19 protein-coding genes are annotated in these 24539 nt (G+C 34.7%); 6 read left to right on the top strand and 13 right to left on the bottom strand.

Translation table 11 applies throughout. The annotated features are described in order from the left end of the window. Positions 1-49: 49 nt before the first annotated feature. Positions 50-1915, bottom strand: coding sequence for a DUF349 domain-containing protein (locus tag EQG63_RS07540; protein WP_129435746.1), 1866 nt, complete (start codon positions 1913-1915; stop codon positions 50-52). 263 nt (positions 1916-2178) lie between these two features. On the opposite strand from EQG63_RS07540, the gene EQG63_RS07535 reads away from it, so the two are divergent. Further along, complete coding sequence (locus EQG63_RS07535; RefSeq protein WP_129435745.1) at positions 2179-2604, top strand: SET domain-containing protein-lysine N-methyltransferase; 426 nt, start codon at positions 2179-2181, stop codon at positions 2602-2604. 1 nt (position 2605) lies between these two features. On the opposite strand, the gene EQG63_RS07530 is transcribed toward EQG63_RS07535, so the two are convergent. From EQG63_RS07530 to EQG63_RS07480, 11 genes are all read right to left on the bottom strand, one after another. Further along, complete coding sequence (locus EQG63_RS07530; protein ID WP_129435744.1) at positions 2606-3343, bottom strand: shikimate dehydrogenase family protein; 738 nt, start codon at positions 3341-3343, stop codon at positions 2606-2608. 7 nt (positions 3344-3350) lie between these two features. Next, entirely contained in the window at positions 3351-4745 is a 1395-nt protein-coding gene (locus tag EQG63_RS07525; protein ID WP_129435898.1) for a tetratricopeptide repeat protein, read from the bottom strand. Positions 4746-4843: 98 nt separating this feature from the next. Beyond that, positions 4844-6031 carry an aspartate aminotransferase family protein gene (locus EQG63_RS07520; protein ID WP_129435743.1) on the bottom strand — a complete coding sequence of 396 codons (1188 nt, stop codon included), beginning with the start codon at positions 6029-6031 and terminating at the stop codon, positions 4844-4846. 61 nt (positions 6032-6092) lie between these two features. Further along, positions 6093-7709, bottom strand: a complete 1617-nt coding sequence (locus tag EQG63_RS07515) for an OstA-like protein (protein WP_164974479.1) — start codon at positions 7707-7709, stop codon at positions 6093-6095. Between the two features lie 152 nt (positions 7710-7861). Next, positions 7862-9682, bottom strand: coding sequence for a chloride channel protein (locus EQG63_RS07510; RefSeq protein WP_129435741.1), 1821 nt, complete (start codon positions 9680-9682; stop codon positions 7862-7864). Positions 9683-9773: 91 nt separating this feature from the next. Next, the gene (locus EQG63_RS07505; RefSeq protein ID WP_129435740.1) at positions 9774-11045 is read right to left on the bottom strand and encodes an adenylosuccinate synthase; all 1272 of its coding nucleotides are present in this window, start codon (positions 11043-11045) and stop codon (positions 9774-9776) included. Between the two features lie 25 nt (positions 11046-11070). Next, positions 11071-11523, bottom strand: a complete 453-nt coding sequence (locus EQG63_RS07500) for a Fur family transcriptional regulator (RefSeq protein ID WP_129435739.1) — start codon at positions 11521-11523, stop codon at positions 11071-11073. A 75-nt stretch (positions 11524-11598) separates the two neighbouring features. After that, complete coding sequence (locus EQG63_RS07495; RefSeq protein ID WP_129435738.1) at positions 11599-13812, bottom strand: RelA/SpoT family protein; 2214 nt, start codon at positions 13810-13812, stop codon at positions 11599-11601. Positions 13813-13885: 73 nt separating this feature from the next. Then, positions 13886-15412 (bottom strand): serine hydrolase, encoded by a 1527-nt coding sequence (locus EQG63_RS07490; RefSeq protein WP_129435737.1) that lies wholly within the window; start codon positions 15410-15412, stop codon positions 13886-13888. A gap of 8 nt (positions 15413-15420) precedes the next feature. After that, positions 15421-16212, bottom strand: coding sequence for a TrmH family RNA methyltransferase (locus EQG63_RS07485; RefSeq protein ID WP_129435897.1), 792 nt, complete (start codon positions 16210-16212; stop codon positions 15421-15423). Positions 16213-16240: 28 nt separating this feature from the next. Further along, positions 16241-17953 (bottom strand): gliding motility-associated C-terminal domain-containing protein, encoded by a 1713-nt coding sequence (locus EQG63_RS07480; protein WP_129435736.1) that lies wholly within the window; start codon positions 17951-17953, stop codon positions 16241-16243. 142 nt (positions 17954-18095) lie between these two features. Here EQG63_RS07480 and EQG63_RS07475 point away from each other — a divergent pair, with 142 nt between their 5' ends. From EQG63_RS07475 to EQG63_RS07455, 5 genes are read left to right on the top strand one after another with little or no spacing between them, the layout of a single operon-like run. Further along, positions 18096-19073: a GNAT family N-acetyltransferase gene (locus EQG63_RS07475; RefSeq protein WP_129435735.1), complete on the top strand. Its 978-nt coding sequence runs from the start codon at positions 18096-18098 to the stop codon at positions 19071-19073. Then, positions 19070-20155 (top strand): DegT/DnrJ/EryC1/StrS family aminotransferase, encoded by a 1086-nt coding sequence (locus EQG63_RS07470; RefSeq protein ID WP_129435734.1) that lies wholly within the window; start codon positions 19070-19072, stop codon positions 20153-20155. The genes EQG63_RS07475 and EQG63_RS07470 overlap by 4 nt, the downstream gene beginning before the upstream one ends. Further along, positions 20143-21141 carry a glycosyltransferase family 2 protein gene (locus tag EQG63_RS07465; RefSeq protein WP_129435733.1) on the top strand — a complete coding sequence of 333 codons (999 nt, stop codon included), beginning with the start codon at positions 20143-20145 and terminating at the stop codon, positions 21139-21141. The genes EQG63_RS07470 and EQG63_RS07465 overlap by 13 nt, the downstream gene beginning before the upstream one ends. Then, the gene (locus EQG63_RS07460; RefSeq protein WP_129435732.1) at positions 21134-22600 is read left to right on the top strand and encodes an oligosaccharide flippase family protein; all 1467 of its coding nucleotides are present in this window, start codon (positions 21134-21136) and stop codon (positions 22598-22600) included. The genes EQG63_RS07465 and EQG63_RS07460 overlap by 8 nt, the downstream gene beginning before the upstream one ends. Then, a complete protein-coding gene (locus EQG63_RS07455; RefSeq protein ID WP_129435731.1) occupies positions 22597-23658 on the top strand; it encodes an acyltransferase family protein in 1062 nt (353 codons plus the stop codon). Before EQG63_RS07460 ends, EQG63_RS07455 begins: the two co-directional genes overlap by 4 nt. On the opposite strand, the gene EQG63_RS07450 is transcribed toward EQG63_RS07455, so the two are convergent. Beyond that, positions 23642-24538 carry a glycosyltransferase family 2 protein gene (locus EQG63_RS07450; RefSeq protein WP_129435730.1) on the bottom strand — a complete coding sequence of 299 codons (897 nt, stop codon included), beginning with the start codon at positions 24536-24538 and terminating at the stop codon, positions 23642-23644. The genes EQG63_RS07455 and EQG63_RS07450 overlap by 17 nt on opposite strands. Position 24539: the final 1 nt, after the last annotated feature.

Raw genomic sequence — 24539 nt, 5'->3', positions numbered from 1 at the left:
ATATAATCGGATAAAAAAAAGCCTCAAATCAATTTGAGGCTTTTTTTTATTACATATTTCTAATTTGCTTTAGCTTGGCTTTCCAAGTGGCTAATTCTTCCTTGTGACGCTCGATGCTTTTCTTTACTTCGGCAACAAGTGGATTGTCTTTTTTAGCATTGGCAAAAAACTGAATGTTATTTTCTAACTGAAAAATCTCATTTTGTACTTCTTCCACTTTACGTTGTAAGAACACTTTTTCATTATCTAATTTTCTTGCATCATTTTCACCTGAAAGTTGTTCCAAACGACTATTAAAACGCATCATTTCGGCTTCTTTCTTGCTAGAAGTTAAGTTTTCAAACAAACCATCTAACACTTTATTGAACTTTCCGTCTATATGACGACGAGCGAAAGGTACTTTACCAAATGATTTCCAGGTTTCAATATGTGCTTTTATCGCATCTAAATCGGTTTTATGATTCCCAGAAAATTCGAATGCTCGAACGGTTTCTAGATATTCTTTTTTCTTTTCAAATGCTTCGATTTCTACCGCTTCGTTTTCATTTTTTACGGCATGTAAACGATCAAAATAATGGTTGCAAGCGCCTTTAAATTCTGCCCAAACACTATCTGAAAATTTTCTTGGAACATGGCCAATTTGCTTCCATTCTTCCTGAATCTTTTTCATGATGGGAGTAGTGGTAGCAAAATCTTCACTTTCCATCAATTCTTTAGCTCTGGCAACTAAAGCATTTTTCTTATCTAAATTGCTTTGTTGGTCTTTTTTGATGTCTTTGTAAAAGGCATTTTTGTGGACATTGAAATTGCGTACAGCCGTTTTAAATTCAGCCCAAGTTTTTTCATTTACTTCTGTAGGAACTTTTCCAGCTTCAAAAAAAGCTTTGCGTAAGGCTTCAATTTTATTGATTTGTCCTTGCCATCCGGAATGAATTTCTACTTTTTCGGTGGCAATTTGCTCGATGGCAGCAATGATTTCTTTTTTCTTTGCTAAGTTTTCGACTTCACGTCCTCGAAGCTCTGCAAAGATCATTTCACGCTTGTCGTGCATTTGTTTGGTTACTTCGCTAAACGCATTCCAAATTTCTTCACGCTTGTCTTTAGAAACGGGACCAATTTCTTCTTTCCAAACTTTGTGTAACAATTGCAATTCTCTGAAGGCTTTCATAACATCAGCTTCTTGCAAAAGACTTTGAGCTCTTTCAATGATTTTGGTTTTCTTTTCTAAATTATGTTTAAAATCTTGGTCACGTGCTTCGCGATCTAAGTGTAGTATATCGTAGAAATTCTCGACGTGAAAATGATAGTTATTCCAAACGTGATTGTATTTATCTTTTGGGATAGGACCAGCATTTTTCCAACGTTCGCGTAAATCGTTAAACTGCTTTAGTGAATCAACAATATTTTCGTTCGGATTGATTAATGATTTTAATTCTTCAATCAAGTTTAATCGCGTTTGTAAATTCGTTTTTAAATTGGATTCTAACGATTTAAAATGCGCATTCTTCTTAGTCTTGTAATTGTTATATAAAGAATCGAATTTTGATTTTAAAGGAGAATGATATTCAAATTCTTCTTCAGTATTTGGGTTATCATGTAAAAATTCTTCTTTTTTCTCTTCGATAAAATGGTTGTATTTGGATAAAAAAGCCGACTTAATTTCTTCAACATGTTTGCTTACTGCCATGACTTTGTCAGTAGCAACTACTTCTTCAAGTGCAATGACCAGTTTGTCCATTTCCATTGCTTCATAATTTTGCATTGGAATATCGTGACTTTCTTCAATAGTTCCGTCTTCGCTGACTTCGGCGTTTAGATTTTCAATAGTTTCAATCGCTTCACTTACAATAGTTTGCGATTCTTTGCTTTCATTTCCATCTGCTTGTAGCAGGTTGTCGTGTTGTTCTTCTTGCATAATGCAGGATATTTACAGTTATTAACTGCCGAAGTTACTAAAATCGAATTAAATTCAAAAGATAAAACTGTTGTAATGCCATTTTTATTGTTGAAATAGACATTTCTTCCTTTTTTAGTGATTTTTAGGAGCTTTTTCCAGCTATTCGTTGCAATCTTTTTTACACCCGATAGGTATAAAAAAGGATTTCCTCTTTTATCTGGGCTATTATGAAGTTTTAGGTTTATTATAAAATTTGTAGTAACATTGATGTTTTGTTTACTATGCCAATCCAAGATAAAAACACAATTGAAGCCCTGGAGGATGATTATTTATACATTCAACCGTCTCAGATTACAAATTCTGGAAACGGATTATTTACGGCTATAAAAATTTATAAAGACGAAATTATTGCTGTTTTTAAAGGGGAAATTCTTAGTCCAACGGAAATTATAAAAAGAGAAGTAAAAGGAGAGGATAAGTATTTTATGGTGCTCTTAGATGGTTCAGTTTTAGATTGCATGCTAACCGATTGTTTTGCAAAATATGCTAACGATGCTTCTGGGCTTGGTAAATCATCGTTTGTCAATAATGCTAAAATTACTCTTGATGACAACGGAAATGTTTGTCTGGTGGCTACTTCAACTATAAAAGAACATCAGGAAATTTTTTGTAGTTATGGTCAAAAATATTGGAAGAAACACAAATAATCTAGCGGTTCCAAATCTCCCAGGCTTTTTCGGCTTGAAGTACCAACATTTCATGTCCGTTTTTAATAAACGCTCCTTTTTCTTCTGCTTTGCTTAAAAAAGTGGTTTTCTCCGGATTGTAAATCAAATCGTAAGCAATATGATTTTTGGTAAATAAGTCATAAGGAATGTCTGGACAAACTTCCGTATTTGGGAAAGTTCCCAGCGGGGTGCAATTAATAATAATTTGGTATTCTTGGCCAGTTTTTTCGTCTAAATCTTCGTAACCAAGTATATTTTCATCCGCAAATCTGGAAACGAAAGTAAAGTCAATTTTCAATTGCTGTAGGCCAAATGCAATAGCCTTGGCGGCGCCACCAGTTCCTAATATCAATGCTTTTTTGTGTTGGGATTTCAATAAAGGTTTTAGGGATTCGGTAAAGCCAAAATAATCGGTGTTATCGCCAAATAAAGTTCCGTTGGGTACTATTTTGATGGTGTTTACCGCGCCAATTTGTTTGGCATTGTCTGATAATTCGTCTAAAAAAGGGATAATTTCCTCTTTATAAGGAATAGTAACATTCAATCCGATTAATTCTGGATTATTTTTTATGATTTCAGGAAACTCTTGAATATTCGGAATGTCAAAGTTTTCATAACTAAAAGTATTGGCTATTCCTTCTTTTGTAAACTTTTGAGTAAAGTAGTTTCGAGAAAAAGAATAGCCAATGTTTTTACCTAATAATCCTAATTTATTCATTGTAGGACTACTTTTTATACTTTTCAATAATTTCCTGAACCAGTTTTCGTTCCCAAACTACAGGAAACAACTCTTTGATTAATTTCTTATTTTTATAGCTTTGGCGTAAGCCGTTGCTTAAATGAAAGGTTCCTTTTTCGATATCTTGTTGCATGAAATATAATCCTGCCAAGCGGTATTCTACCTCATGCTCTTCTGGGAAGTATTCACTGGCTTGTAAAAGCGTTTGTACCGCGCCATCAAACTCGCCTAAAAACTGTAACAAATCCACCCAATACAACCAAGTGTCTAATTCATAATCGCCGTATTCGACCGCTTTTCGGTAGCCCATTTCGGCTTCTTCGTAGAAGTTTAAGGCACGATTGATGGTAGCAAAACGCTTCCAATATAATTTATTCTCGCTGTCAATGGCTAATGCTTTGTTGACAAAATAGAGTGCTTTTTGATAGTTTTTCTTTTTGAAATACAAATCAGTAATAGCAATCCAACCTTTGTCTAGCAACGGATCTTCGTGCACGGTTTGATTGTAGTATTTTAAAGCATCTACTTCATTGCCCAGTTTTTCATAACATTTTCCGATACGTAATAAGGCATAGGAAGTTGGGTCTTCAAGACGAATGGTTTCGTTGTAATTTTCAATGGCTTCCTCAAAACGTCCTAAACGCTCCAGAGATTTGGCTTTTTCCATGAAAGCTCCCATAAAAAAATCATCAATAACAGTAGCATAATCAAAAGCGGTATAGGCTTCTTCGTATTTTTTGATGGAATAATTCAATCGGCCTAATTGGTGCCAAGCAATTTCGCTATAAGGGTTTTCATCAATGTACTTGGTTAAAAAAGCGATAGCATCCTCGTATTGTTCTAAAAATTCAAAACAGTAAATGACGTTGTATAAGCTAGATTGCTCTTCAGGATCCTCTTCTAGACATTTAATAAAATTTTCTTTAGCCAATTCCAGTTCATCCATAAAAAGATATTCCATTCCGATTAGATTGTGTACGTCGGCAAAGTCATCGGTATATTTTAAAGCAATTTTTAAAAACTCGACGGCTTTCTCGTGGTTGTCTCTTTTGGAATAAATGTTGGCTTTTTGAATGTAAATTTCTTCGTTCGTTGGTTCGATAGCGTAGAGTTCGTTGAGCATTTTTTCGGCGATGTCGAGTTTGTCTTCAAACACCAACATTTCAATGTGAACGAGTTTTAATCCAGTTGATTTCGGATGTTGTTCCAATGCCAGTTTCAAGGCCTTTTTGGCTAAGCTTGGTTTTCCAATATCCATGTAATGTAGTATGATATCCTCAAATTCCTCCGAGTCAAAAAACAAGACTTTGTTTGTTTTTAACATCGATTCGAATTTCGATAAGGATAAATTGTAATCTTCTTCATCGTGACTCAAATGCATACTCATTGTTTTTAGAATTATCCTATATAAAATTAGGTAACCTTGGCGTTGTTATTCGTTTTGAAAATCAATTGTTGTGAACAATTTAATTAACAATTTTAATTCGCCTTAAGTACCTCATTCATAGCTTCAATAATGATGCCACAACCTTCGGTAATTTCCTCGTTAGAAAGGGTTAATGGTGGCGTAACGCGGATGGCGCAGCCTTCAAAGAGTAGCCAAAATAAAATGAGTCCTTTTTCTTGGCATTTAAAGATGATTTGATTTGTAATTTCAGGACTTTCTGTCATAATCGCCAGCATTAAACCTTCTCCTCGAATTTCCTTAATTAACGGATGTACCAACAATTTACGAAATAATTGTTCTTTTTCCAAGCATTTTGGCATTAAATCGGTTTCCACTAATTCCTGTAGCGTTGCCAAACAGGCAGCAGCAATTACCGGATGTCCACCAAAAGTGGTGATATGGCCTAATTTCGGATCGTGACTTAATAAATCCATATGGTTCGCATTGGCAGTAAAAGCACCCACCGGCATGCCACCACCCATGCCTTTACCCATCACTACAATATCGGGAACGATATCATAGTTTTGAAAACCAAATAACTTTCCGGTACGACCAAATCCAGGTTGGATTTCATCTAAAATCATCATCGCGCCGACTTCGTCGCAACGTTGACGGACTTTTTTTAAGAAGTCATTGTGCGGTTGAATAAATCCTGCACCTCCTTGGATGGTTTCTAGAATGATTCCGGCAGTTTTGTTGGTTATTTTTTGTAAATCGTCTTCGTTGTTGAAGGTAATAAAGTCCACATCTGGAATCAACGGTCGGAAGATTTGTTTGCGTTCTTCAAATCCCATCACGCTCATAGAACCCATAGTATTCCCGTGATACGCATTGAAACAGGAAATTAATTGGCTTCTTCCAGTCACTCTTCTAGCCAGTTTTAAGGCACCTTCTGTGGCTTCGGTACCCGAATTCACTAAATAGGTTTTGTTGAGTTGTGGTGGCATATTTTCGGCTAAAAGTTTACACAATTCCACCGAAGGGTCTTGTGCATATTCGCCATACACCATCACGTGTGCATATTTGTCTAACTGGTTTATTATCGCTTGTTTTACTCTTGGATGTTGATGTCCCAACGTGCAAGCAGAAACTCCTGCCACAAAATCTAAATATTTTTTGCCGTTGGTGTCGTAGATATAAGATCCAATTGCATGTGAAACTTCCATTCCTAAAGGGTAAGGAGAAGTTTGGGCTTGGTAGGTAAGGAAATCGTTTAGCATTTGTCAATGCGCTTATTTGTTATTTTTGTTTTTTTAAGACGATAATTTAGAACACTGAACACTATTTCTTGCTTTTGCCTTTTGCCTTAGCACTTTTTACTTTCTTGGGTTTGTCGTATTCTAACGTTTCTTTACTTGGTTCCATAGGAACATCGGCTTCCATCATTTTTTTCTTGACTTCTGCTTTTGCTTTTTCATCGAGTTCGAGTTCTTCTTTCGGGAAAATGTCTTCTAGTTTGAGAATTTGTTCATCGCCACGCCAAATAAAGCCACGAAGCTTTCTGGCATTGACAGGCAGTTCATCTTCGGGATAAATTTCTCCTTCCGGATTGGTGAAAAAAGTAACACTTTCGATATCATTTCCTTCCGCCATTATCATATTAATTCGACTACTAACATTTTTGTTAATCCCAATAAGCTCTTGCTTATCGTTACGCATGTAATAGATGACTTCTGTGTTTTTAACCACATCGACTTCCTTTAAATGGTTGTCTTTGAATTTTCCGTACAAATTAACACCTTTAACCTGGTTGTAACCATCGCCAATAGTGTCTTTCGAAATAATAAAAGCATTGTTTAAGACTTTTAATGAATCTACTTTTTGCGTTATGGTATCCGAAATAAGATGCATCAAATCGCCTGTTAACTGTCTTTTTCCATTCCAAAAAATTGGTTTTCCAATCATTTGGGTCAAACCTTTTTTCTGATTGTAATGCAATGAATCACATTTTCCGCTCATGTCTTTTTTGAAGAAACGAGCATTGTTAAATCCGCGAATGATACGATTTTTAGGTTTTCCAGTAACCACAATGCGTTTGGCGTGAAACCACACCGAATCTTTTTCAAAAAGTCCAGAAACCAATGCTTTTTTGGTAATAAACATCGAATCTTTTTGTTTGTACACTTCGGCATAATGTCCACGAATGACCATTTTATTGATGGTATCGGTTACTTTTACGTTGTTTTTCGCTCGCGCAAAATCGTTTTTCCGGTCATAATACAAATCCTCGCCTTCAATGATTCGATCCCTATATTTGATTTTTGAACCTTTTTGGAGCTTTCCTTCGTCTTTTTTAGTGTCGTAAAATCCTTTTGTGGTATAAATGGTATTGTTCTCCGATGCGATTGTAGAAGGTCCAAAGACATAAGCATGCCCAGAATTGGTATAATAATCCAAGTGGTTGGTACGAATGGTATGGGTCGGGTTATTCACCACAACTGCAGTATTAAATTGGAATTTTTTTTCATTTAAAAAATACTTCCCAGATTTACTAGTTAAAGTGTTTTCGGCATCGCGAATTACACCTCCAGTATTGTAATAGGCTTGTTGACTCGTACGATCAAAATTAATCGTATCGGTAGTAACGGTCATTTTTGGGTCTTGCATGACTACATTTCCGGTCGCAAAAGCAAATTTAGTGTTTCCGTTATATTCAGCATACTTACTTGACATGGTTAACGTATCACCCTGTACCATATTTACGCTTCCAAAAGCTTTTACAAAGTTGGATTTGGTAAAATGATAGGCTTTGTTACACGACATGCGTACCCCTTGATGGATAATACGTACATTTCCTGTTAACACGATGGCACCAGGGACTTCAGTCTCGGAAATGTCCATAAAATCGGAATTTTCGATAATGATTTGCTTACTGTCTTGTATTGGTTTGGTTTCCATCGGACTAGTAATCTGTGAACAAAGGGAGTTTTGACTGAAAATCAGCGTGAAAAGTATAATTCGGAAATATATAGTATTCAAGGTATGTTTATTTTTTGCCAAAATTAGTTAAAATAAAAAAACGAAAGGATTTATTAAGAAACATTTATAATCTACTCGATCACCATTTCTTTAAGTTTGGTTCGATACGCTTCCAAAATTGATGATTTTGAAAGAAAACCATAAAATTTACCGTATTTGGTAACTGGTAAAATGGCTAAAGAATTGGTATCGAATTTTTGCATGATACTGTCTATTTCTTCATCAAATTCAATAACAAATTCAGGAAGTGTAATTACTTCTTTTACTTTGGTATATTTTACTTGAAAGGAATTGAAAATGATGGGTCTTAATTTTTCAAATTCAAGTATTCCAATCAGTTTATTTTTTGAATCTATGACTGGAAAAATAAGTTCTTTGTTATTAGAAAGTAATGTTACTACATTTTCCAAAGAATCTTCTTCAGCAATGGGAGTATAAGTGGTGTCTATAATATTTAAAACATCAATACTTTGGAGAATATTCAAATCTTTGTCACTAGTATATACTTCTCCAGTTTCGGCTAAGACTTTAACATCCATCGAATGCTTTTCAAATCGTTTGGAAATGGCATAACTGATAGACGAAACGATCATTAACGGTACCATAAGTTCATAACCTCCAGTAATTTCACCGATCAAGAAAATAGCTGTTAGCGGTGCATGAAATAATCCACTCAAGATACCCGCCATACCTACAATGGTAAAATTGGCGATAGGTAAATTGGGAGCTATTTCTGCTATTTTAAGTGATTTGGAAACGAAAAAGCCTAAATAAGAACCTACAAATAGGGAAGGTGCAAAGTTCCCTCCGTTTCCACCCGAGCCTAACGTAATTCCTGTAGCAATCGATTTTATAAAAACGATAAGTCCAACAAATAATAATAAGACCCATTCGTTGCTTTTGTAGGGGTGTAATAACGTGTTTTCTAATAAAATTTCCGGATGTGGAGTGGAAAGGGTTTTGATACTTTCATATCCTTCTCCAAATAGTGTGGGGAATAAGAAAATTAAGAGCGCTAAAACAGAAGCACCAAAAAGGGCTTTGGCATAGCTTCGCTGTGAGAAATGGTTGAAAAAATGTTCTACTTTTCGGAAGGTTCGAGCGTGGTAGATGGAAACTAAACCAGCCAAAATCCCCAATAAAATATAGTAGGGTGTGTTTTGGTAATTAAAATTTTGTTCTTGATTAAAACTTAGTAGAATTTCATGACTCAATACCATTTGTGAAACCAAAGCTCCTGTAGCTGCCGAAATCATAATAGGCACAAAGGCCGAAATAGTCACATCGGTTAGCACTACTTCGATTGCAAATAGAACGCCTGCAATTGGAGCGTTAAACGCAGCACCTATTCCTGCTGAAATTCCACAAGCTAAAAGTAAAATTCGATCTTTTTTCGAAAGCTTATACTTTTGAGCAAAATTGGAACCAAAGGCAGCTCCTGTTATTACAATAGGGCTTTCCAATCCCGCAGAACCTCCCAGACCAACCGTTAAAGAACTGGTTAAAATTTGTGCGTACATCTGTTTTCGGGGAACGATTCCTCCTTTTTTAGCGACGGAATGTAGAATTTTAGAACTTCCTTTTTCAATCGTGCCTCCCAAGAAATTTTTAATTACAAAAACAGTGAGTAAAATTCCGACTATAGGTAGCAAACTGTTCGAATAGGGTAGTTTTAAATAACTATTAATATAATTGGCAAACAAGAAGACATTGTGCGCGAAAGATTTCAAAAGAATTACAGCAAAAGCACAAGAAATGGCTACAAGGACACATGAGAAATAAATGAAATTACGCTCAGAAAGTAACGCTTTTGAAATGAAAATTACCTTTTCAAAACGTTTTAGGACTTTTTTTATAAATATTTGAAATTGAGCTGAATTTCTTCTAGACATTCTTTTTGTAATTCTGTTGGAGAAAGACAAAGATAAATTTTATTGGGATATAAAAGAAGAAACGCTCCATTTTGGTGGAGCGTTTCTGTATTTATTTGGTAATGGTTTGCTTTCTATCAGGTCCAACCGAAACAATAGTAATTGGCACTTCGACTTCTTTTTCAATAAAAGCGATGTATTCTTTCAATTCGGATGGTAATTGGTCGTAGGTATTCATGCCTGTTAAATCAGCTTTCCAACCTTTAAACTCGGTGTACACTGGTGTAATGTTTTCCGGTTCGATATTGTAAGGTAAATGCAAAATGTTTTGACCTTTATAATTGTAAGACGTACATACTTTTAAGGTTTCGAAACCAGAAAGTACATCGCCTTTCATCATCATTAATTGGGTAACACCATTGACTTGAACTGCATATTTAAGTGCTACTAAATCCAACCAACCACAACGTCTTTGACGCCCAGTAACCGAGCCAAATTCGTTTCCAACTTTGGCCATTGTGGTTCCTGCTTCTTCGAAATCTTCCGTTGGGAAAGGACCAGAACCAACACGTGTCACATAGGCTTTAAAAATTCCGTACACATCTTTGATTTTGTTGGGCGCAATTCCCAAACCAGTACAAGCTCCAGCTGCTGTAGTGTTTGAAGAGGTTACAAATGGATACGTTCCGAAATCAACGTCTAACAACGAACCTTGTGCGCCTTCACAAAGGATTGATTTTCCTGCTTTTTGAGCTTGGTGTAAATATTCTTCCGAATCGATGAAGGTTAATTTTTTTAATTCTTCAATAGCTTCGAAAAATTCTTTTTCCAATTCGGCTAAATTGTATTGGATTGAAACGTCATAGAATTTGATCATTTCTTCGTGTTTGTTAGCCAAATTGCGGTATTTTTCTTTGAAATCTTCTAATTCGATATCCCCTACACGAATTCCGTTACGACCGGTTTTGTCCATATACGTTGGACCAATTCCTTTTAAAGTCGAACCAATTTTCGCTTTTCCTTTGGAAGCTTCCGAAGCAGCATCCAATAATCGGTGAGTAGGAAGAATTAAATGTGCTTTTCTAGAAATGATAAGTTTTGACTTTAAATCCAAGTTGAATTTTGCCAATCCATCGATTTCCGATTTGAAAACCACTGGATCTATTACGACACCATTTCCAATAATATTGATGTTATTCTCATGAAAAATTCCAGAGGGAATGGTTCTTAAAACGTGTTTTATGCCATCAAACTCTAAAGTGTGTCCAGCATTTGGGCCACCTTGAAAACGGGCAATAATGTCGTATTTTGAGGTTAATACATCGACAATTTTTCCTTTGCCTTCATCTCCCCATTGTAATCCTAGTAGTAAGTCTACGGTCATTGTGTTGTTGTTTATTGTGTTGTATTTATTGTTTTTTTGTAGCGTAAAAATAAAGCGAATGGGTTTGTATATCAATCCCAAAAATTTCTTCCATGGTTTGTTTTATGGTTTGAATTCTGGGATCGCAAAATTCGATGACTTCGCCCGTATCGGTCATAATAATATGATCGTGCTGCTTGTCGAAATAAGATTTTTCGTAATGGGCTTGGTTCTGTCCAAATTGGTGCTTGCGTACCAAACCGCAATCTAAAAGCAATTCAATAGTATTGTATAAAGTAGCTCGAGAAACGCGATAATTCTTATTTTTCATTTTGATATACAAGTTCTCGATATCAAAATGCTCTTCACTCTCGTAAATTTCTTGAAGTATAGCGTAACGTTCAGGTGTTTTTCGGTGACCTTTCTGTTCAAGATATAAGGTAAAAACATTTTTTACAGTCTCTTGATTATTACTATTATCTGTGGCAATTTGTGTCATATGCGCAAAGATAATTCATTTGTTTAAATCTTAAAAACAATACGGCTTTAAAGTTATAAATGATTGTTAACAGTTTTAAGAAGATCTCGAAATTTTATCCACACCATCAATTTTTTTGATATTTTCAATCAGTTTTTTCAACACGGTATTGTTCGGAACCACAACGGTCAGTTTACCATTAAAAATACCCGCTTCTCCGCTTAGGGAAATGCTTTGAATGTTCACGTGCATGTTGTTGGAAATAACCCGAGTCAATTCATTGGTTAGTCCTAAACTATCCATACCTGTGATGTCAAGCGTCGCTTTAAACTCTTGTTGGGTTGAATCGATCCATTTGGCTTGCAAAATGCGATACGCATAATTGGATTGCATGCTGATGGCATTAGGACAGTCGCGCTTGTGGACTTTTATACCTTCATTGATGGTGACAAATCCAAATACCAAATCACCAGGAATAGGATTACAACAAGTCGAAAGTTTATAATCGAGTTTGTCCTGTTCGGCTCCAAAAACCAGAAGATCATATTTTTGAGTGATTTCGTCTTTTTGAACCAAATCTGGGTTGGCAGAAGGATTCTTTTTAATTTTATTTTTGAAGAAATTAAAGAAAGTATTGCTTTTTTGTGCTGCAAAATCTTTCAACTGCTGGTTGTCTACAGAGCCAATTCCCACGCGATAAAACAAATCCAAACTTGTTTTCAATTTTAAAAAGGCTACTAATTCGTTAACCGTTTGCTCGTTGAAAGAAATTTTTAGGTGTTTTAATTTTCGTGCCAATACTTCTTTACCATCTTCCGCAATTTTTTTGGTATTTTCGTTGAGTACGTTTCGAATTTTATTTTTAGCTCTAGAAGTCGTTACATAATCCAACCAGTTGGCGGTGGGCTTTTGATTCACCGAAGTAATAATTTCAATTTGATCACCACTTTTAAGTTCGTAATTTAAAGGAACTAATTTCCCATTCACACGAGTACCTCTTGTTTTTACACCAATTTCGGAGTGAATGCTAAAAGCAAAATCAAGCGAAGTCGCTCCTTTTGGCAAGGATTTAATTTCTCCTTTGGGAGTGAAAACATAAATTTCCTTGGCATACAAATTCATTTTGAAGTCTTCTACAAAATCAACCGCATTGGTTTCGGCGTTTTCTAGCGCTTCTTTTAATAAATTCAACCAAGTATCCAAACCACTTTCTTCGTTGGCACCTTGTTTGTATTTATAATGGGCTGCGTAGCCTTTTTCGGCAATTTCATCCATACGTTCACTACGCACTTGTATTTCTACCCAACGTCCTAATGGTCCCATTACGGTTATGTGTAGGGCCTCATATCCTGTTGATTTAGGCGAAGAGATCCAATCACGCAAACGACTAGGGGAAGGACGGTAATGATCGGTAACAATCGAATATATTTTCCAAGCTAGGAATTTTTCATCATGCTGATTTGATTTGTATACAATTCGAAGGGCAAATTTGTCATAGACTTCATCAAAACTTACATTTTGTGCGGCCATTTTTCGACGTATGGAATAAATCGATTTCGGTCGGCCTTTTATAATGTATTCAACTCCTTCTTCGTCTAACGATTTTTTCAGGACATCCGAAATATTCTTGATATAGGCATCTTGCTCTTCCTTTGTTTCTTTGATTTTACTTACAATGTCATTGTATACGGTAGGTTCGGTATATTTTAAGCCTAAATCTTCCAGTTTTGTTTTGATGTTATACAATCCCAAGCGATGGGCAAGAGGTGCATAAATGTATAAAGTTTCGGAAGCGATTTTGACTTGCTTGTAATCAACCATCGATTCCATTGTTTGCATGTTATGGAGTCTGTCGGCAATTTTTATGATAATTACGCGAACATCATCGTTTAGCGTTAACAACATTTTACGGAAGTTTTCGGCTTGCATCGAAATGTTCATGTCTTTTTTAACCTGTGCAATTTTGGTTAATCCAGCTACTAATTGTGCTACTTTAGGATTGAATTCTCTTTCGATGTCTTCAACAGTGATGTCGGTATCTTCTACTACATCGTGCATCAATGCAGCAGCAATGGCGGTGGCGCCTAAACCAATTTCACCTGCTACGATTTTTGCCACAGCAATAGGGTGAAAAATATAGGCTTCGCCTGATTTTCTGCGTTGATCTTGATGTGCCTCTACAGCATAGTCGAATGCTTTTCGAATAAGTTTTTTATCTTCTGTTGATAGGGTTTGATAACTTATACGAAGCAATTCTTTATATTCTTGAGCAATTGCTTTATTTTCTTTTTCGATATCTATTTCGACCATAATGTACACTTGGATTTTCTAAAGTTAGCGACTTTTTAGAAATTAATCAAAAGAAATTGAATAAAAAAGAGGCTTATTTTTTGCCTCCTTTGGTTACTATTTTATGAAATTCCAAATCCTGAAAATCATAACTGAAATCGGTATAATCGGAAATGGCCTTCATGGTCGCTTTTTTTCCTTTGTTTTCGAAGGTAATGAAGGCATCTGCAATCAGACTTCTATTGTCCCATTTCACAATGTAAGTATTGTCTTTATAGCTCAGAATTTGTCCTTTTAAGTTTTTAGAACGTTTGGCTTCAAAATAGTATTTACCTTCTTTTTTGTACAAGATGATTTCGCCAAACCAATTGTCTTTATATTTCCCCGCGAATGGAAAATTGAAATCTTCTTTAGCAATGGCAAAAGCCTCTGCCATTGTTTTTTCGTGTGTTTTGAAGGTTTCGGATTCTCTTTCGCTATAAATTTTTAAATAATCTTTGGTGGCTACGCCTAAATAACTGTCTTTTATGGTATTGGTTATGGTCGAAAACGCACTACCTGATTGTTGATTGGTAAACACAATAATCCCCAATCCGATTTCTGGGATTAAAGTGAATTGGGTTACATTTCCTTCTAAACCTCCTGTATGTGAAACCTGTTTGTATCCTTTAATGTCACTTAAAAAGAAGCCCAAACCGTACCCGCTAAAATGAGTATTGTAGGGTGCTTTTGTGTTGGCTGGAATAATGGTTTGAAGTTGCGTTAATTCTTTGTGTTGTTCTTCCGATAATAGATTTTTTCCGTCGGCTAATTTGGAATTGTTTAATTGTACTAATGCCCATTTACTCATATCGTGAACGCTAGAATATATTCCTGCAGCACCGTCAAAAATATGTTTATTGTATCGGGGAATGATCACTAATTTGCCATCTGTTGGAACGTGAGGGTCAATTACATTAGCGTTTTCTTTCAATGTGTTGACATCGCTGACACTATTGAGCATTCCTACCGGATTTATAATGCGTTCTTGAACAAAATTAGCCCATGACTTTCCTGAGATTTTTGCCACCACTTCGCTTGCCGTTACATATAAAACATTGTTGTATTCAAAGTTGTTACGGTAGCTTGTGGTAGGTTTTAAATAACGAAGATTGTTCACCAATTCAGTTGGAGTGAAATCGGTTCCATCAGGCCAAAGCATTAAATCACCGGAACCCAAACCTAATCCACTTCGGTGCGTTACCAAATCCCGAATGGTAAATTCTTTGGTTACATACGGGTCGTACATTTTGAAGTTGGGTAAGTATTTGGTCACTTTATCGTCCCATTTTAGTTTTCCTTCATCAATTAATATACCTAATGCAGTTGTGGTAAACGCTTTACTATTAGAAGCAATTCCGAACAAGGTGTTTTCATCTACGGGTTCGTTGGTTTTTAACGAACGCACCCCATATCCTTTGGAATGGACTACTTTGCCATCTTTTATCACGGCAACAGCAATGCCAGGAACGTTAAATGTTTTGAGTGTTTTGTTAGCCAATTCATCTATCTGCTCGGATGTGAGTTGTGCAAATGATGTCAGACTTACAAGTAGGAATGCGATAAAGAATATTTTTTTCATGTGGGATGTTATTTAAAATTGCGTTGTCTTTTAGCTTCAAATATAAGAATTGCGGCGGCTACGGATACATTCATAGAATCGATAGCGCCTTGCATTGGGATAATTATGTTTTGTGTGGCAGCATTTCGCCACTCTTCTGATAAACCAGTAGCTTCTGTGCCTACTACTAAAGCGGTTGGTTTTGTATAATCTTGCTCGTGATAAGAAGTCGAATTTTGAAGGGTTGCGGCATAAAAATGAATATTTTTTTCATTTAAAAAAGAAATGATTTCGCTTGTTGTGCCAGTGGCAATTTGATTGGTAAACAAGCAACCTACACTAGAACGTACAATATTTGGACTGTAAATATCACTTTTAGGGTTGGCGATGATGACTGCGTCAAGATTTGCTGCATCGGCAGTGCGAAGCATTGCTCCAATATTTCCTGGTTTTTCGGGTGCTTCTGCAACTAATACTAAAGGGTTTTTTGGAAGTTTTAAATCGGATAATGAGAATGATTTGGTTTTGGCAACCGCTAAAATTCCTTCAGTAGTATCGCGATAAGCTAATTTCTGATAAACTTCTTTGGATATTTCGATTAAAGAAATATCATTACGCACCAATTTGTTTATTTGACTTTCAGATATAATTTCAGAGAGAAATAATATAGTTTCTATGGTGTATCCACCTTTTGTAGCTAGTTCTATTTCTCGAACTCCTTCAATCAAAAAAGTACCTGTTTTTTTTCGTTCTTTGGCTTTTTCTTGAAGTAAAATCAATGATTTTATATAAGGATTTTGGGCGGATGTGATCTGTTTTATCATTTCTTTAAAATAATGACAAAGTAAACTATTTATTTAAGAAAACCCAACCCGTTAATGGTTTTTCAAATTTAGGCTCATTCAAATTTAAAATGTAGTAGTAGGTTCCTGAAGGAAGAGGTTTATTACCAACTAATATTCCTTCGTTGGCATAGCCATTCCAATCCGCAGTGTTGTTGTTACCCATCCACACTAAGGTTCCCCATCGGTTGTATATTTCTAATTTAAAATTTTTGAAAATATCACGTAAACCTTCAAATATAAAAGTATCGTTTACGCCATCTCCGTTTGGTGTAAAATGATTGTAAGAAATGGGTGGACAAGCTTCTGTATTGATTATAAATGACGCAATAGCAAAACAATGTTCATTTTCAATTCGAATATAAATTGTTTTTGGTGTCGAATTGGTTTGATAATTTTCAGGGTTTGGAATCGGATTTTGATTTAATTGGGCATCATTTTCGGTTTCGTAAAATTGAAAGTTGTCATTTGTATCTAATAGTAGTGCGTTTATGTAAGCTACCAAGTTAAAAGTGCCTTTCCCGTTTCCTTGGTTGCAAACGGTATAATTGATTAATGGCTTGGTTTCTGGAGATACCCAAGGTGAAATACTAGAGGTAAAGGTATTATTAGTTTCGTTTAGTTCATTGACTGCAGCCACACCATTATTATCATCTACTTTTATTAATAATTGAAAATTAGTAGTGATAGTTGTTGGAATAGTAATTGAAATACTAAAACTCTCGCTACCACCAATCGGAATTGGACTTGGAGTGATAAATTGCCCAACGGAAGTTCCATTAGCATAAAAGGTTAAGTAAGTTCCTGCGGGTAATATTTCGGTGCTATTGATGTTTCTTACCGTATAATTTAATTGATAAACGGGAGAATTACAGCTTTGTGTGAAATTATCTAAAACGACTGTAGCATCCGGCAATTGGCTGTTCAGTTTGGTAACTATAGCATTAATCATTACAAAATCCTGGTTGGAAGTCAGATCTATTGTTGCCGATGTATCTCCGACCGCAATATTATTCTGAATACCATACACATCTAGATCCATATTAAATAAATTGGAAGCTCCAGTTTCGCTATTGGTACCGTTAAATGCGTTATCGGCTGGATTTAATGGTGGATTACTAATCACATTTCCATTAATGCGAAGCGTTTCATTCACGGCAATACTTCGGTCACCTTCCCAAGCTAAAAATCCGATTTTAGCATCTTGGTTGTCAATGACATTCAAATTATTTAAGGTAATATTTAAAACATTTGGTACACTCTCTAAACCATCATACACGTTGAGCTGATTTAAAGGCAATGCATTGTTTTTATAAATGACGATAACAGCCCAACCGCCAAAATTGGTACCGTTACCACAATAATTTGCGATAACGCTGGTTAAATCCAAATCGGCTAAAGTATACACTCCATTTCCAGTGGTTTGTACTTGTGTCGTAATATTAGCAAAAGCACTAAAAAAAGGTAATCCAGAACTTGGTTGTGTTATTGCAAATTGTCTGGAAGCCGTTATGGGTGTTCCATTTAAATTAACATCAAAATCACCTGTACCCGAACCAGACCAATACAAATAGGCGGCTTCAATAACATCGGAAGTACCTAAAGTAAGTGTTGAAGAAGAGCTTGTTAGAATGTTGCAGGGAGCTCCTGGTCCATTTTCATTAGTATTTAATGTATTTCCGAAAAAAGTAAAATCGTATCGCCCGTTAAACTGATTCATCAGTGCGACATTTTGACTGTATAGACAAAAAGAAAGTCCCAGCAGGAAAATGGAAAATAGTTTTTTCAACAAAAATTTGTTTATGAGATAAATATATAGATAAAAGTAACATTTGTTTTCTAAATTTACCAAAAAATAATTTTTGACGAGTTTTTCTATAAAAAAATACGATGCCATTTTTTATGAGCTTTGGAATCAATTTGTTTCCGAAGCCAAAAATGCTACTTTCTTGTTTCATCGAGATTTTATGGAATACCACAGCAACCGATTTAAAGATCATTCGCTTTTAATTTTTGACGAAAAAGAAAAGCTAATTGCCATTTTTCCAGCAAATGAAGTTGCCAATACTATCTATTCGCACCAAGGGATTACGTATGGTGGACTGATTTACAAAGAAATTAAATTAGACAAAGTCATTTTGTTATGTAAAGAAGTTGTAGGATACTATCATCAGAATGGTTTCGATACCATACAAATAAAAACAATGCCCTCCATTTATCACCAAAAACCTGCCGAAGAATTTTTGTATGCGTTGTTTTTGATGAAAGCGCAATTAATTCGTCGCGATAGTTTAGCAGTAATTGATTCTCGAAATGATTTGCTTATTTCTAAAGGTAGAATGGAAGGCGTAGCAAAAGGAATAAAAAGTCAACTAAAAATAGTAGAAGAATTTGATTTTGAATCGTTTTGGAACCAAATTTTGATTCCGAATTTAGAAAATAAACACCAAGCCAAACCTGTTCATTCTTTGAAAGAAATTCAATATTTACAGACTAAATTTCCAAAGAATATTCGTCAATTTAATGTGTATTTTAAAGATAAAATTGTGGCTGGAACTACTATATTTGAAAGTAATCAAGTGGCTCATGCCCAGTATATTTCGGCCAATGAAGACAAAAATGAATTGGGAAGTCTTGATTTTTTATACCATCATTTAATAACCGAAGTTTTTGCCACTAAAAAGTATTTCGATTTCGGGATTTCCAACGAGGAACAAGGACGAAAATTAAATTTTGGACTGTCATTTTGGAAGGAAAGCTTTGGTGCGAGTACCATTGTACATGATTTTTATGAAGTTACCACTTCTAATTATAAATTAGCAGAAAACGTTTTACTATGATTTCATTTTTAGACATAAAAAAAATTAATGAACCGTATCAAAATGCCTTTCAAGAAAAGTTGAAAGCGGTCATGGATAGTGGTTGGTTTATTTTAGGAAATGAAGTCAAACAATTTGAAGATAATTTCGCCAACTTTTGCGGTTCAAAATATGGTATCGGAGTAGGGAATGGGTTAGATGCTATTACGCTTACTTTTTTAGGCTATATCGAAAACGGAAATTTACAAAAAGGGGACGAAATTATCGTACCCGCTAATACCTATGTTGCCAGTATTTTAGGGATTCTGCATGCGGGATTGGTACCTGTTTTGGTAGAGCCTAACCTTGAAACGTATAACATCAATCCGTCGTTGATTGAAGCCAAAATATCGTCCAAAACCAAAGGAATTTTAGTCGTGCATTTGTATGGTCAACTTGCTGATATGGATGCTATAATTGAGGTAGGATACAAGCACAATTTGCTTATCGTAGAAGATTGTGCTCAAGCCCACGGATTAACCTTCAAAGGAAGTCATGCGCGTTGTTTTAGCTTTTATCCCGGAAAAAATTTGGGTGCGCTTGGCGATGGTGGAACAGTTCTGACCAACGATGAAAAGCTAGCCACCACACTTAAAAAACTTCGAAATTACGGATCAGAAAAAAAATATTATAACGAGTGTATTGGATTTAATTCTCGTTTAGATGAGCTTCAAGCGGCATTTTTAAATGTGAAATTACCCCATTTAGATTCGGAAAATGAAAAAAGAAGAACGATTGCCAATCGCTATATTTCAGAAATTAAAAATGAAAAAATAGTATTGCCAGTCATAGATGCTATCGAAAATCATGTGTTTCATTTGTTTGTAATTCGCACACAAAACAGAAATGAATTGCAAGATTATTTAATTCAAAATGACATTCAGACTTTAATTCATTATCCGGTTCCGCCTCACCAACAAAAAGCACTTGAAAATTGGAATCATTTGCATTTTCCAATTACCGAAATAATCCATGATGAGGTGTTAAGTTTGCCAATTTCTCCTGTAATGACCAGCGATGAGGTTACTTACGTGATCAATACGATTAATGCATGGAAATCTTAATAAAATCATTCAATCGTCCGTATTATTTAGATAAATGTTTGCATTCTGTTTACACTTATGCGTCAGGTTTTTCCAAAATTATCGTTTTAGATGATGGAACACCAGAAAAGTATTTGGCAAAAATTCGAACAAAATACCCTAAAATCGATATTATTCAATCTGAATTGGCTTTAAAAAAGCAAAAACAAATTGAAAATCAGGAAAAATGCGATTCCGCTATTCCAATAGATTTATGGAAAAATGCTGCGGCTAATTCAACAGATTATTTCATTTTGTTAGAAGACGACATGTGGTTTGTACAACCCATTTCCTTTCAGAATTTTTCAAATGATTTGAAAGCAAATGCCATTGAAATGGTAAAGCTTTTTTGGTTGAATAACCATATTTTAGTCACTAAAAAGACCATTTCTATCAATGAGAATTTGGAAGTGTATCAACCTGAAATCTCGATACAATCCCCTTTTTGGTATTCTTTTGTTTTCCATTCTAAAATTCCAAAATTAAAAGGTTTTTTAGGGTTATTTGGAGTGTTTTCAAAAGAAAAAGAAATGAAATACTACCAGTTGTATAATGTAGCGGGAGCAGTATTTTCGAAACGTTACTACGTGTCTTTATGGCAAACCAATCAGACAGTGGTTGCCGAAAAAAATCAAATTATAAATGCACTGAAGTTTTTTGCTAAATATCCAAAATCAAAAGTAGGCAAAACGAAATCGGAAGTTTTAAAAACAGGATTTGTAACCTCGGCTTTGCGAAAAGATTTTATTTCTGATTTTAATATCGAAAAAGCGAACGTCGTATTAAACGAATTGTGGTTGGAAGGTAAATTTGAAGTACTTTCCGATGTAAATTCGGATTTGGATATAACAGTAATTAAAAATGAAATTATTGCTAAAACTGATGTCAATTTCTATGAAAATTGGTTACTTTGGATTCATAATTTTAAACAAGTTTACCTCAATTTTGGTTGTAACATAAATGAATAATACCGTAGATACGTCACACAAATCAATTTTAAAAGCCACTGGAATTTTCGGATTTGTGCAGTTGGTGAAGATTGTCTTGGGTATTGTAAGTATTAAAATTGTGGCGGTTTACCTGGGTGTTTCAGGTATAGGTCAATTGGGTTTATTGCAATCGGTGATTAGTTTAATTGCTGCAGTTTCTGGCTTTGGCTTACAAACTATTGTAGTACGTGAAATTAGCTTGGTTTACAAAAAGGAAAACTACCCTGCGACCCTAAATTTATTGCATAATTGGGCTTTTTATGTGGGAATAATTGGCTTTCTATTGTTTTTAATAGCGGCTCCTTTTTTCGTGACAAACATCTTTAAAGAGTTTTCTTTATTTTGGGCCTTTCTTCTCGGAATACAATTCGTTTTCTCTAGTTTAGCCACTTTTAGAGCTTCCGTTTTACAAGGGACACAACAATTAAAAATATTGGCTTTTAGTCAAGTGGTTTCGGCCATTATACTTTCGTTGTTAAGTATGGTTTTGTACTATTTCTTAGGCGTAAAAGCGATTGTTTACGTATTGTTTGCTAATAGTTTTATTGGGTTTTTTATCCAAAAATATTTTACCAACGAAATTAAATTAGTCCCTGATTTTTTAACTTTTGGAAATTTAAAATCGAAAATACAACCGTATTTCATAACTGGGACTTTATTTTCTATCAATGTTATTTTTGGTTATTTGTGTTCGTTAATTATTAAATATTATTTGAAAGAAACTGCGGCGTCAATTGAAATTGTTGGGTATTATGAAGTAGCCTCAACCATAATGATTTCCTATGTCGGATTGGTTTTTACCTCGATGTCGAGCGATTTTTACCCTAAATTAACCTCCATCACGCATTTAAAAAAGGAAGCCACAATTTTAATTAACAATCAAATTCAAATTGCTTTATTATTGGTTTTACCCATTATCATTTTTATCTATGCATTCGGGACCCAAATATTATCATTGTTTTATTCACCTTCGTTTTTACCGGTTTTTACAATTTTAAAAGTGGGACTTTTTTCAGTTGCGATAAAAGCAATCACTTGGCCTTTAGGGTTTTATTTATTGGCTGTAGGAAATACCAAGCGCTATTTCAAGCAAGAATTATTGAGTGATTTTTTGAATGTTTCCTTGAGTATTCTAGGCTACTATTATTTTGGATTACTTGGGTTGGGAATTGCAATGGCTTTAAATTTTTTGTTGTATGGTGTGTTTATCACCTATATTATGTACACTAAGTATGAATTTTACTATTTAAAGCAAACACTGAATACCATTGTTTTTAGTGTAGTATTGGCTGTTTTGGCAATGGTTTTAAGCGAATGCGGTTTTGATAATTATATGCTGATTCTATTATTTAGTATCGCCTCCCTACATTCGTTGTATCATATTCATAAAAAAATCGATTTGGGTTTACTATTTAAAAAACTGAGATCTAAATTTTGAATACACAGCCGTCATATTACTCTGCTTTAACGGGATTGCGCGCTATTGCTGCCTATATGGTGTTTTTCCATCATTACAATCCGTTTTTCTTTTTAGGAAATGAAACTATTGTATATGGTGTTTTTTCGGAAATGCACATTGGTGTTACCTTGTTTTTTGTGCTGAGCGGATTTTTAATTGCGCACAATTATTATAACACGCAAATTGATTTTAAAAAGTACATGGTAAATCGAATTGCTCGAATTTATCCGATGTATTTTGTTTTAACGACACTTTCTTTTGTATTGCTGAATGTGTGGCAAAATCCGAATGGGTTTAGCGCTGCACAAGTGTATTTGTCGAATATTACTTTCGTTCGCGGATTTTCAGATGCTTTAAAATTTACCGGAATTGCTCAAGGTTGGTCACTCACAGTCGAAGAAGTATTTTATTTTTTGGCCCCATTGGTTTTCTTGTTTTTGAAGAAAAATAAAGGATGGTTTTTAGGATTTCCAATCTTGTTTTTTATACTTGGCTTCGGATTCATCAAGGCTTTTAACCATTTGGATTTCCCTATTATGGAAAACCTGAATTTCATGCTCGATTTTACTTTTTTTGGAAGAAGTTTCGAATTTTTTGCTGGAGTTTTCCTAGCTGTCAATATGTATAAAATGAAACCATTGACTTTACGATGGACATGGATTGGGTGTTTTTTTATTCTGCTAAGTCTTTTGTGGTTGTGTTTTTTAAAACCGAATGCTTCAGCGGAAGGAACCGATTTATATCTGGGTAAAGGCATCAATACGGTTTTACTTCCATTACTTGGATTTTTACCGCTTTTTTATGGATTGATTTCTGAAGAAACCTGGCTTTCTAGAATTTTGAAAACACCATTATTTCAGCTTTTAGGTAAAAGTTCCTATGTGTTTTATTTACTACATATGGGAATATTTTACATAGCTTTAAATAAAGTCACGTCCTCTTATTCCTTACTTTTTTTAGGTTTAAATGCGATTTCGATTCTGTTGTATTTAGGTTTGGAAAAACCATTAAATAATTACATCAGATTAAAATTTTAAATTCGGTTTTTAATTTTAACAGTATTGACTCAATTACTAATCCGAAATCATTGTTCTTATAATTTAACTGAATTTCATAGTGAATACGCTTTAATAAATTGCGATATTCCGTCTTGGATTCGCATAGATCATAGGCTTTGTTCAGAATAATCAGGGTTGAGGCATTTATTCTCTTAGAATAACTTTTATCATGAAACTGACTTCCTAATGAGTTGGAAACACGTCTTTTTTGAACTAAAATAGCATCTATAAAATCGATTTCATAGACTCTCGATAAACGTATCCAAAAATCTAAATCTTCATACGCTAATTTTTCATCAAAGCCATTTAGTTTCAAAAAAGCTTCTTTGGTAAACATAGCAGAAACGGAGCAAATAGTTTTTCCACTATCAATAATATTTGAAAAAACAGATCCTGTAGGTCTTTTGGTAAGTACTTTATTATCCTGATTTACCATGAAATATTCGTCTATGATTTCATTACTTTCATTTATGTTTTGAACATTCCCATAAACCAAACCTAAGTTTTTATAAGCCGAAGTTTCAAAAGTTTTTACCTGCTTTTCAATACAGTTTGGAAGTAATAAATCATCGGCAGCTAAATCGATTAAATAAGTACCTTTGGCACGCTGAGCGGCGATATTGAATGATTTGGTATTGCCTAAATTTTGTTGATTTTGAATAAATGTACATTTCGGATTATTTTGCAGCCAGTGATTGATTTTTTCAACCGAAGTATCAGTACTACAATCATCCACAATAATCAGTTCAAAGTTAGTGTAGGTTTGGCTTATAACCGATTCTAATGTTTCAATCACAAATTGTTCATGATTGTAACACAAGCAAATTACACTAACTAAGGGATTATTTTCTGCTGGCATT

It is taken from the genome of Flavobacterium amnicola (assembly GCF_004122165.1).
In the GTDB taxonomy this organism is placed as follows: domain Bacteria; phylum Bacteroidota; class Bacteroidia; order Flavobacteriales; family Flavobacteriaceae; genus Flavobacterium; species Flavobacterium amnicola.
Note: the sequence above shows the minus strand (reverse complement) of the source record. Positions and strands in the feature narration are given on the sequence as shown.

Bases quoted from the DNA above. Each gene is read 5' to 3' on its own strand.
- EQG63_RS07540 (WP_129435746.1), bottom strand. From the start codon at position 1,915: ATGCAAGAAGAACAACACGACAACCTGCTACAAGCAGATGGAAATGAA.
- EQG63_RS07535 (WP_129435745.1), top strand. From the start codon at position 2,179: ATGCCAATCCAAGATAAAAACACAATTGAAGCCCTGGAGGATGATTAT.
- EQG63_RS07530 (WP_129435744.1), bottom strand. From the start codon at position 3,343: ATGAATAAATTAGGATTATTAGGTAAAAACATTGGCTATTCTTTTTCT.
- EQG63_RS07525 (WP_129435898.1), bottom strand. From the start codon at position 4,745: ATGCATTTGAGTCACGATGAAGAAGATTACAATTTATCCTTATCGAAA.
- EQG63_RS07520 (WP_129435743.1), bottom strand. From the start codon at position 6,031: ATGCTAAACGATTTCCTTACCTACCAAGCCCAAACTTCTCCTTACCCT.
- EQG63_RS07515 (WP_164974479.1), bottom strand. From the start codon at position 7,709: ATGGAAACCAAACCAATACAAGACAGTAAGCAAATCATTATCGAAAAT.
- EQG63_RS07510 (WP_129435741.1), bottom strand. From the start codon at position 9,682: ATGTCTAGAAGAAATTCAGCTCAATTTCAAATATTTATAAAAAAAGTC.
- EQG63_RS07505 (WP_129435740.1), bottom strand. From the start codon at position 11,045: ATGACCGTAGACTTACTACTAGGATTACAATGGGGAGATGAAGGCAAA.
- EQG63_RS07500 (WP_129435739.1), bottom strand. From the start codon at position 11,523: ATGACACAAATTGCCACAGATAATAGTAATAATCAAGAGACTGTAAAA.
- EQG63_RS07495 (WP_129435738.1), bottom strand. From the start codon at position 13,812: ATGGTCGAAATAGATATCGAAAAAGAAAATAAAGCAATTGCTCAAGAA.
- EQG63_RS07490 (WP_129435737.1), bottom strand. From the start codon at position 15,412: ATGAAAAAAATATTCTTTATCGCATTCCTACTTGTAAGTCTGACATCA.
- EQG63_RS07480 (WP_129435736.1), bottom strand. From the start codon at position 17,953: ATGAATCAGTTTAACGGGCGATACGATTTTACTTTTTTCGGAAATACA.
- EQG63_RS07470 (WP_129435734.1), top strand. From the start codon at position 19,070: ATGATTTCATTTTTAGACATAAAAAAAATTAATGAACCGTATCAAAAT.
- EQG63_RS07465 (WP_129435733.1), top strand. From the start codon at position 20,143: ATGGAAATCTTAATAAAATCATTCAATCGTCCGTATTATTTAGATAAA.
- EQG63_RS07460 (WP_129435732.1), top strand. From the start codon at position 21,134: ATGAATAATACCGTAGATACGTCACACAAATCAATTTTAAAAGCCACT.
- EQG63_RS07450 (WP_129435730.1), bottom strand. From the start codon at position 24,538: ATGCCAGCAGAAAATAATCCCTTAGTTAGTGTAATTTGCTTGTGTTAC.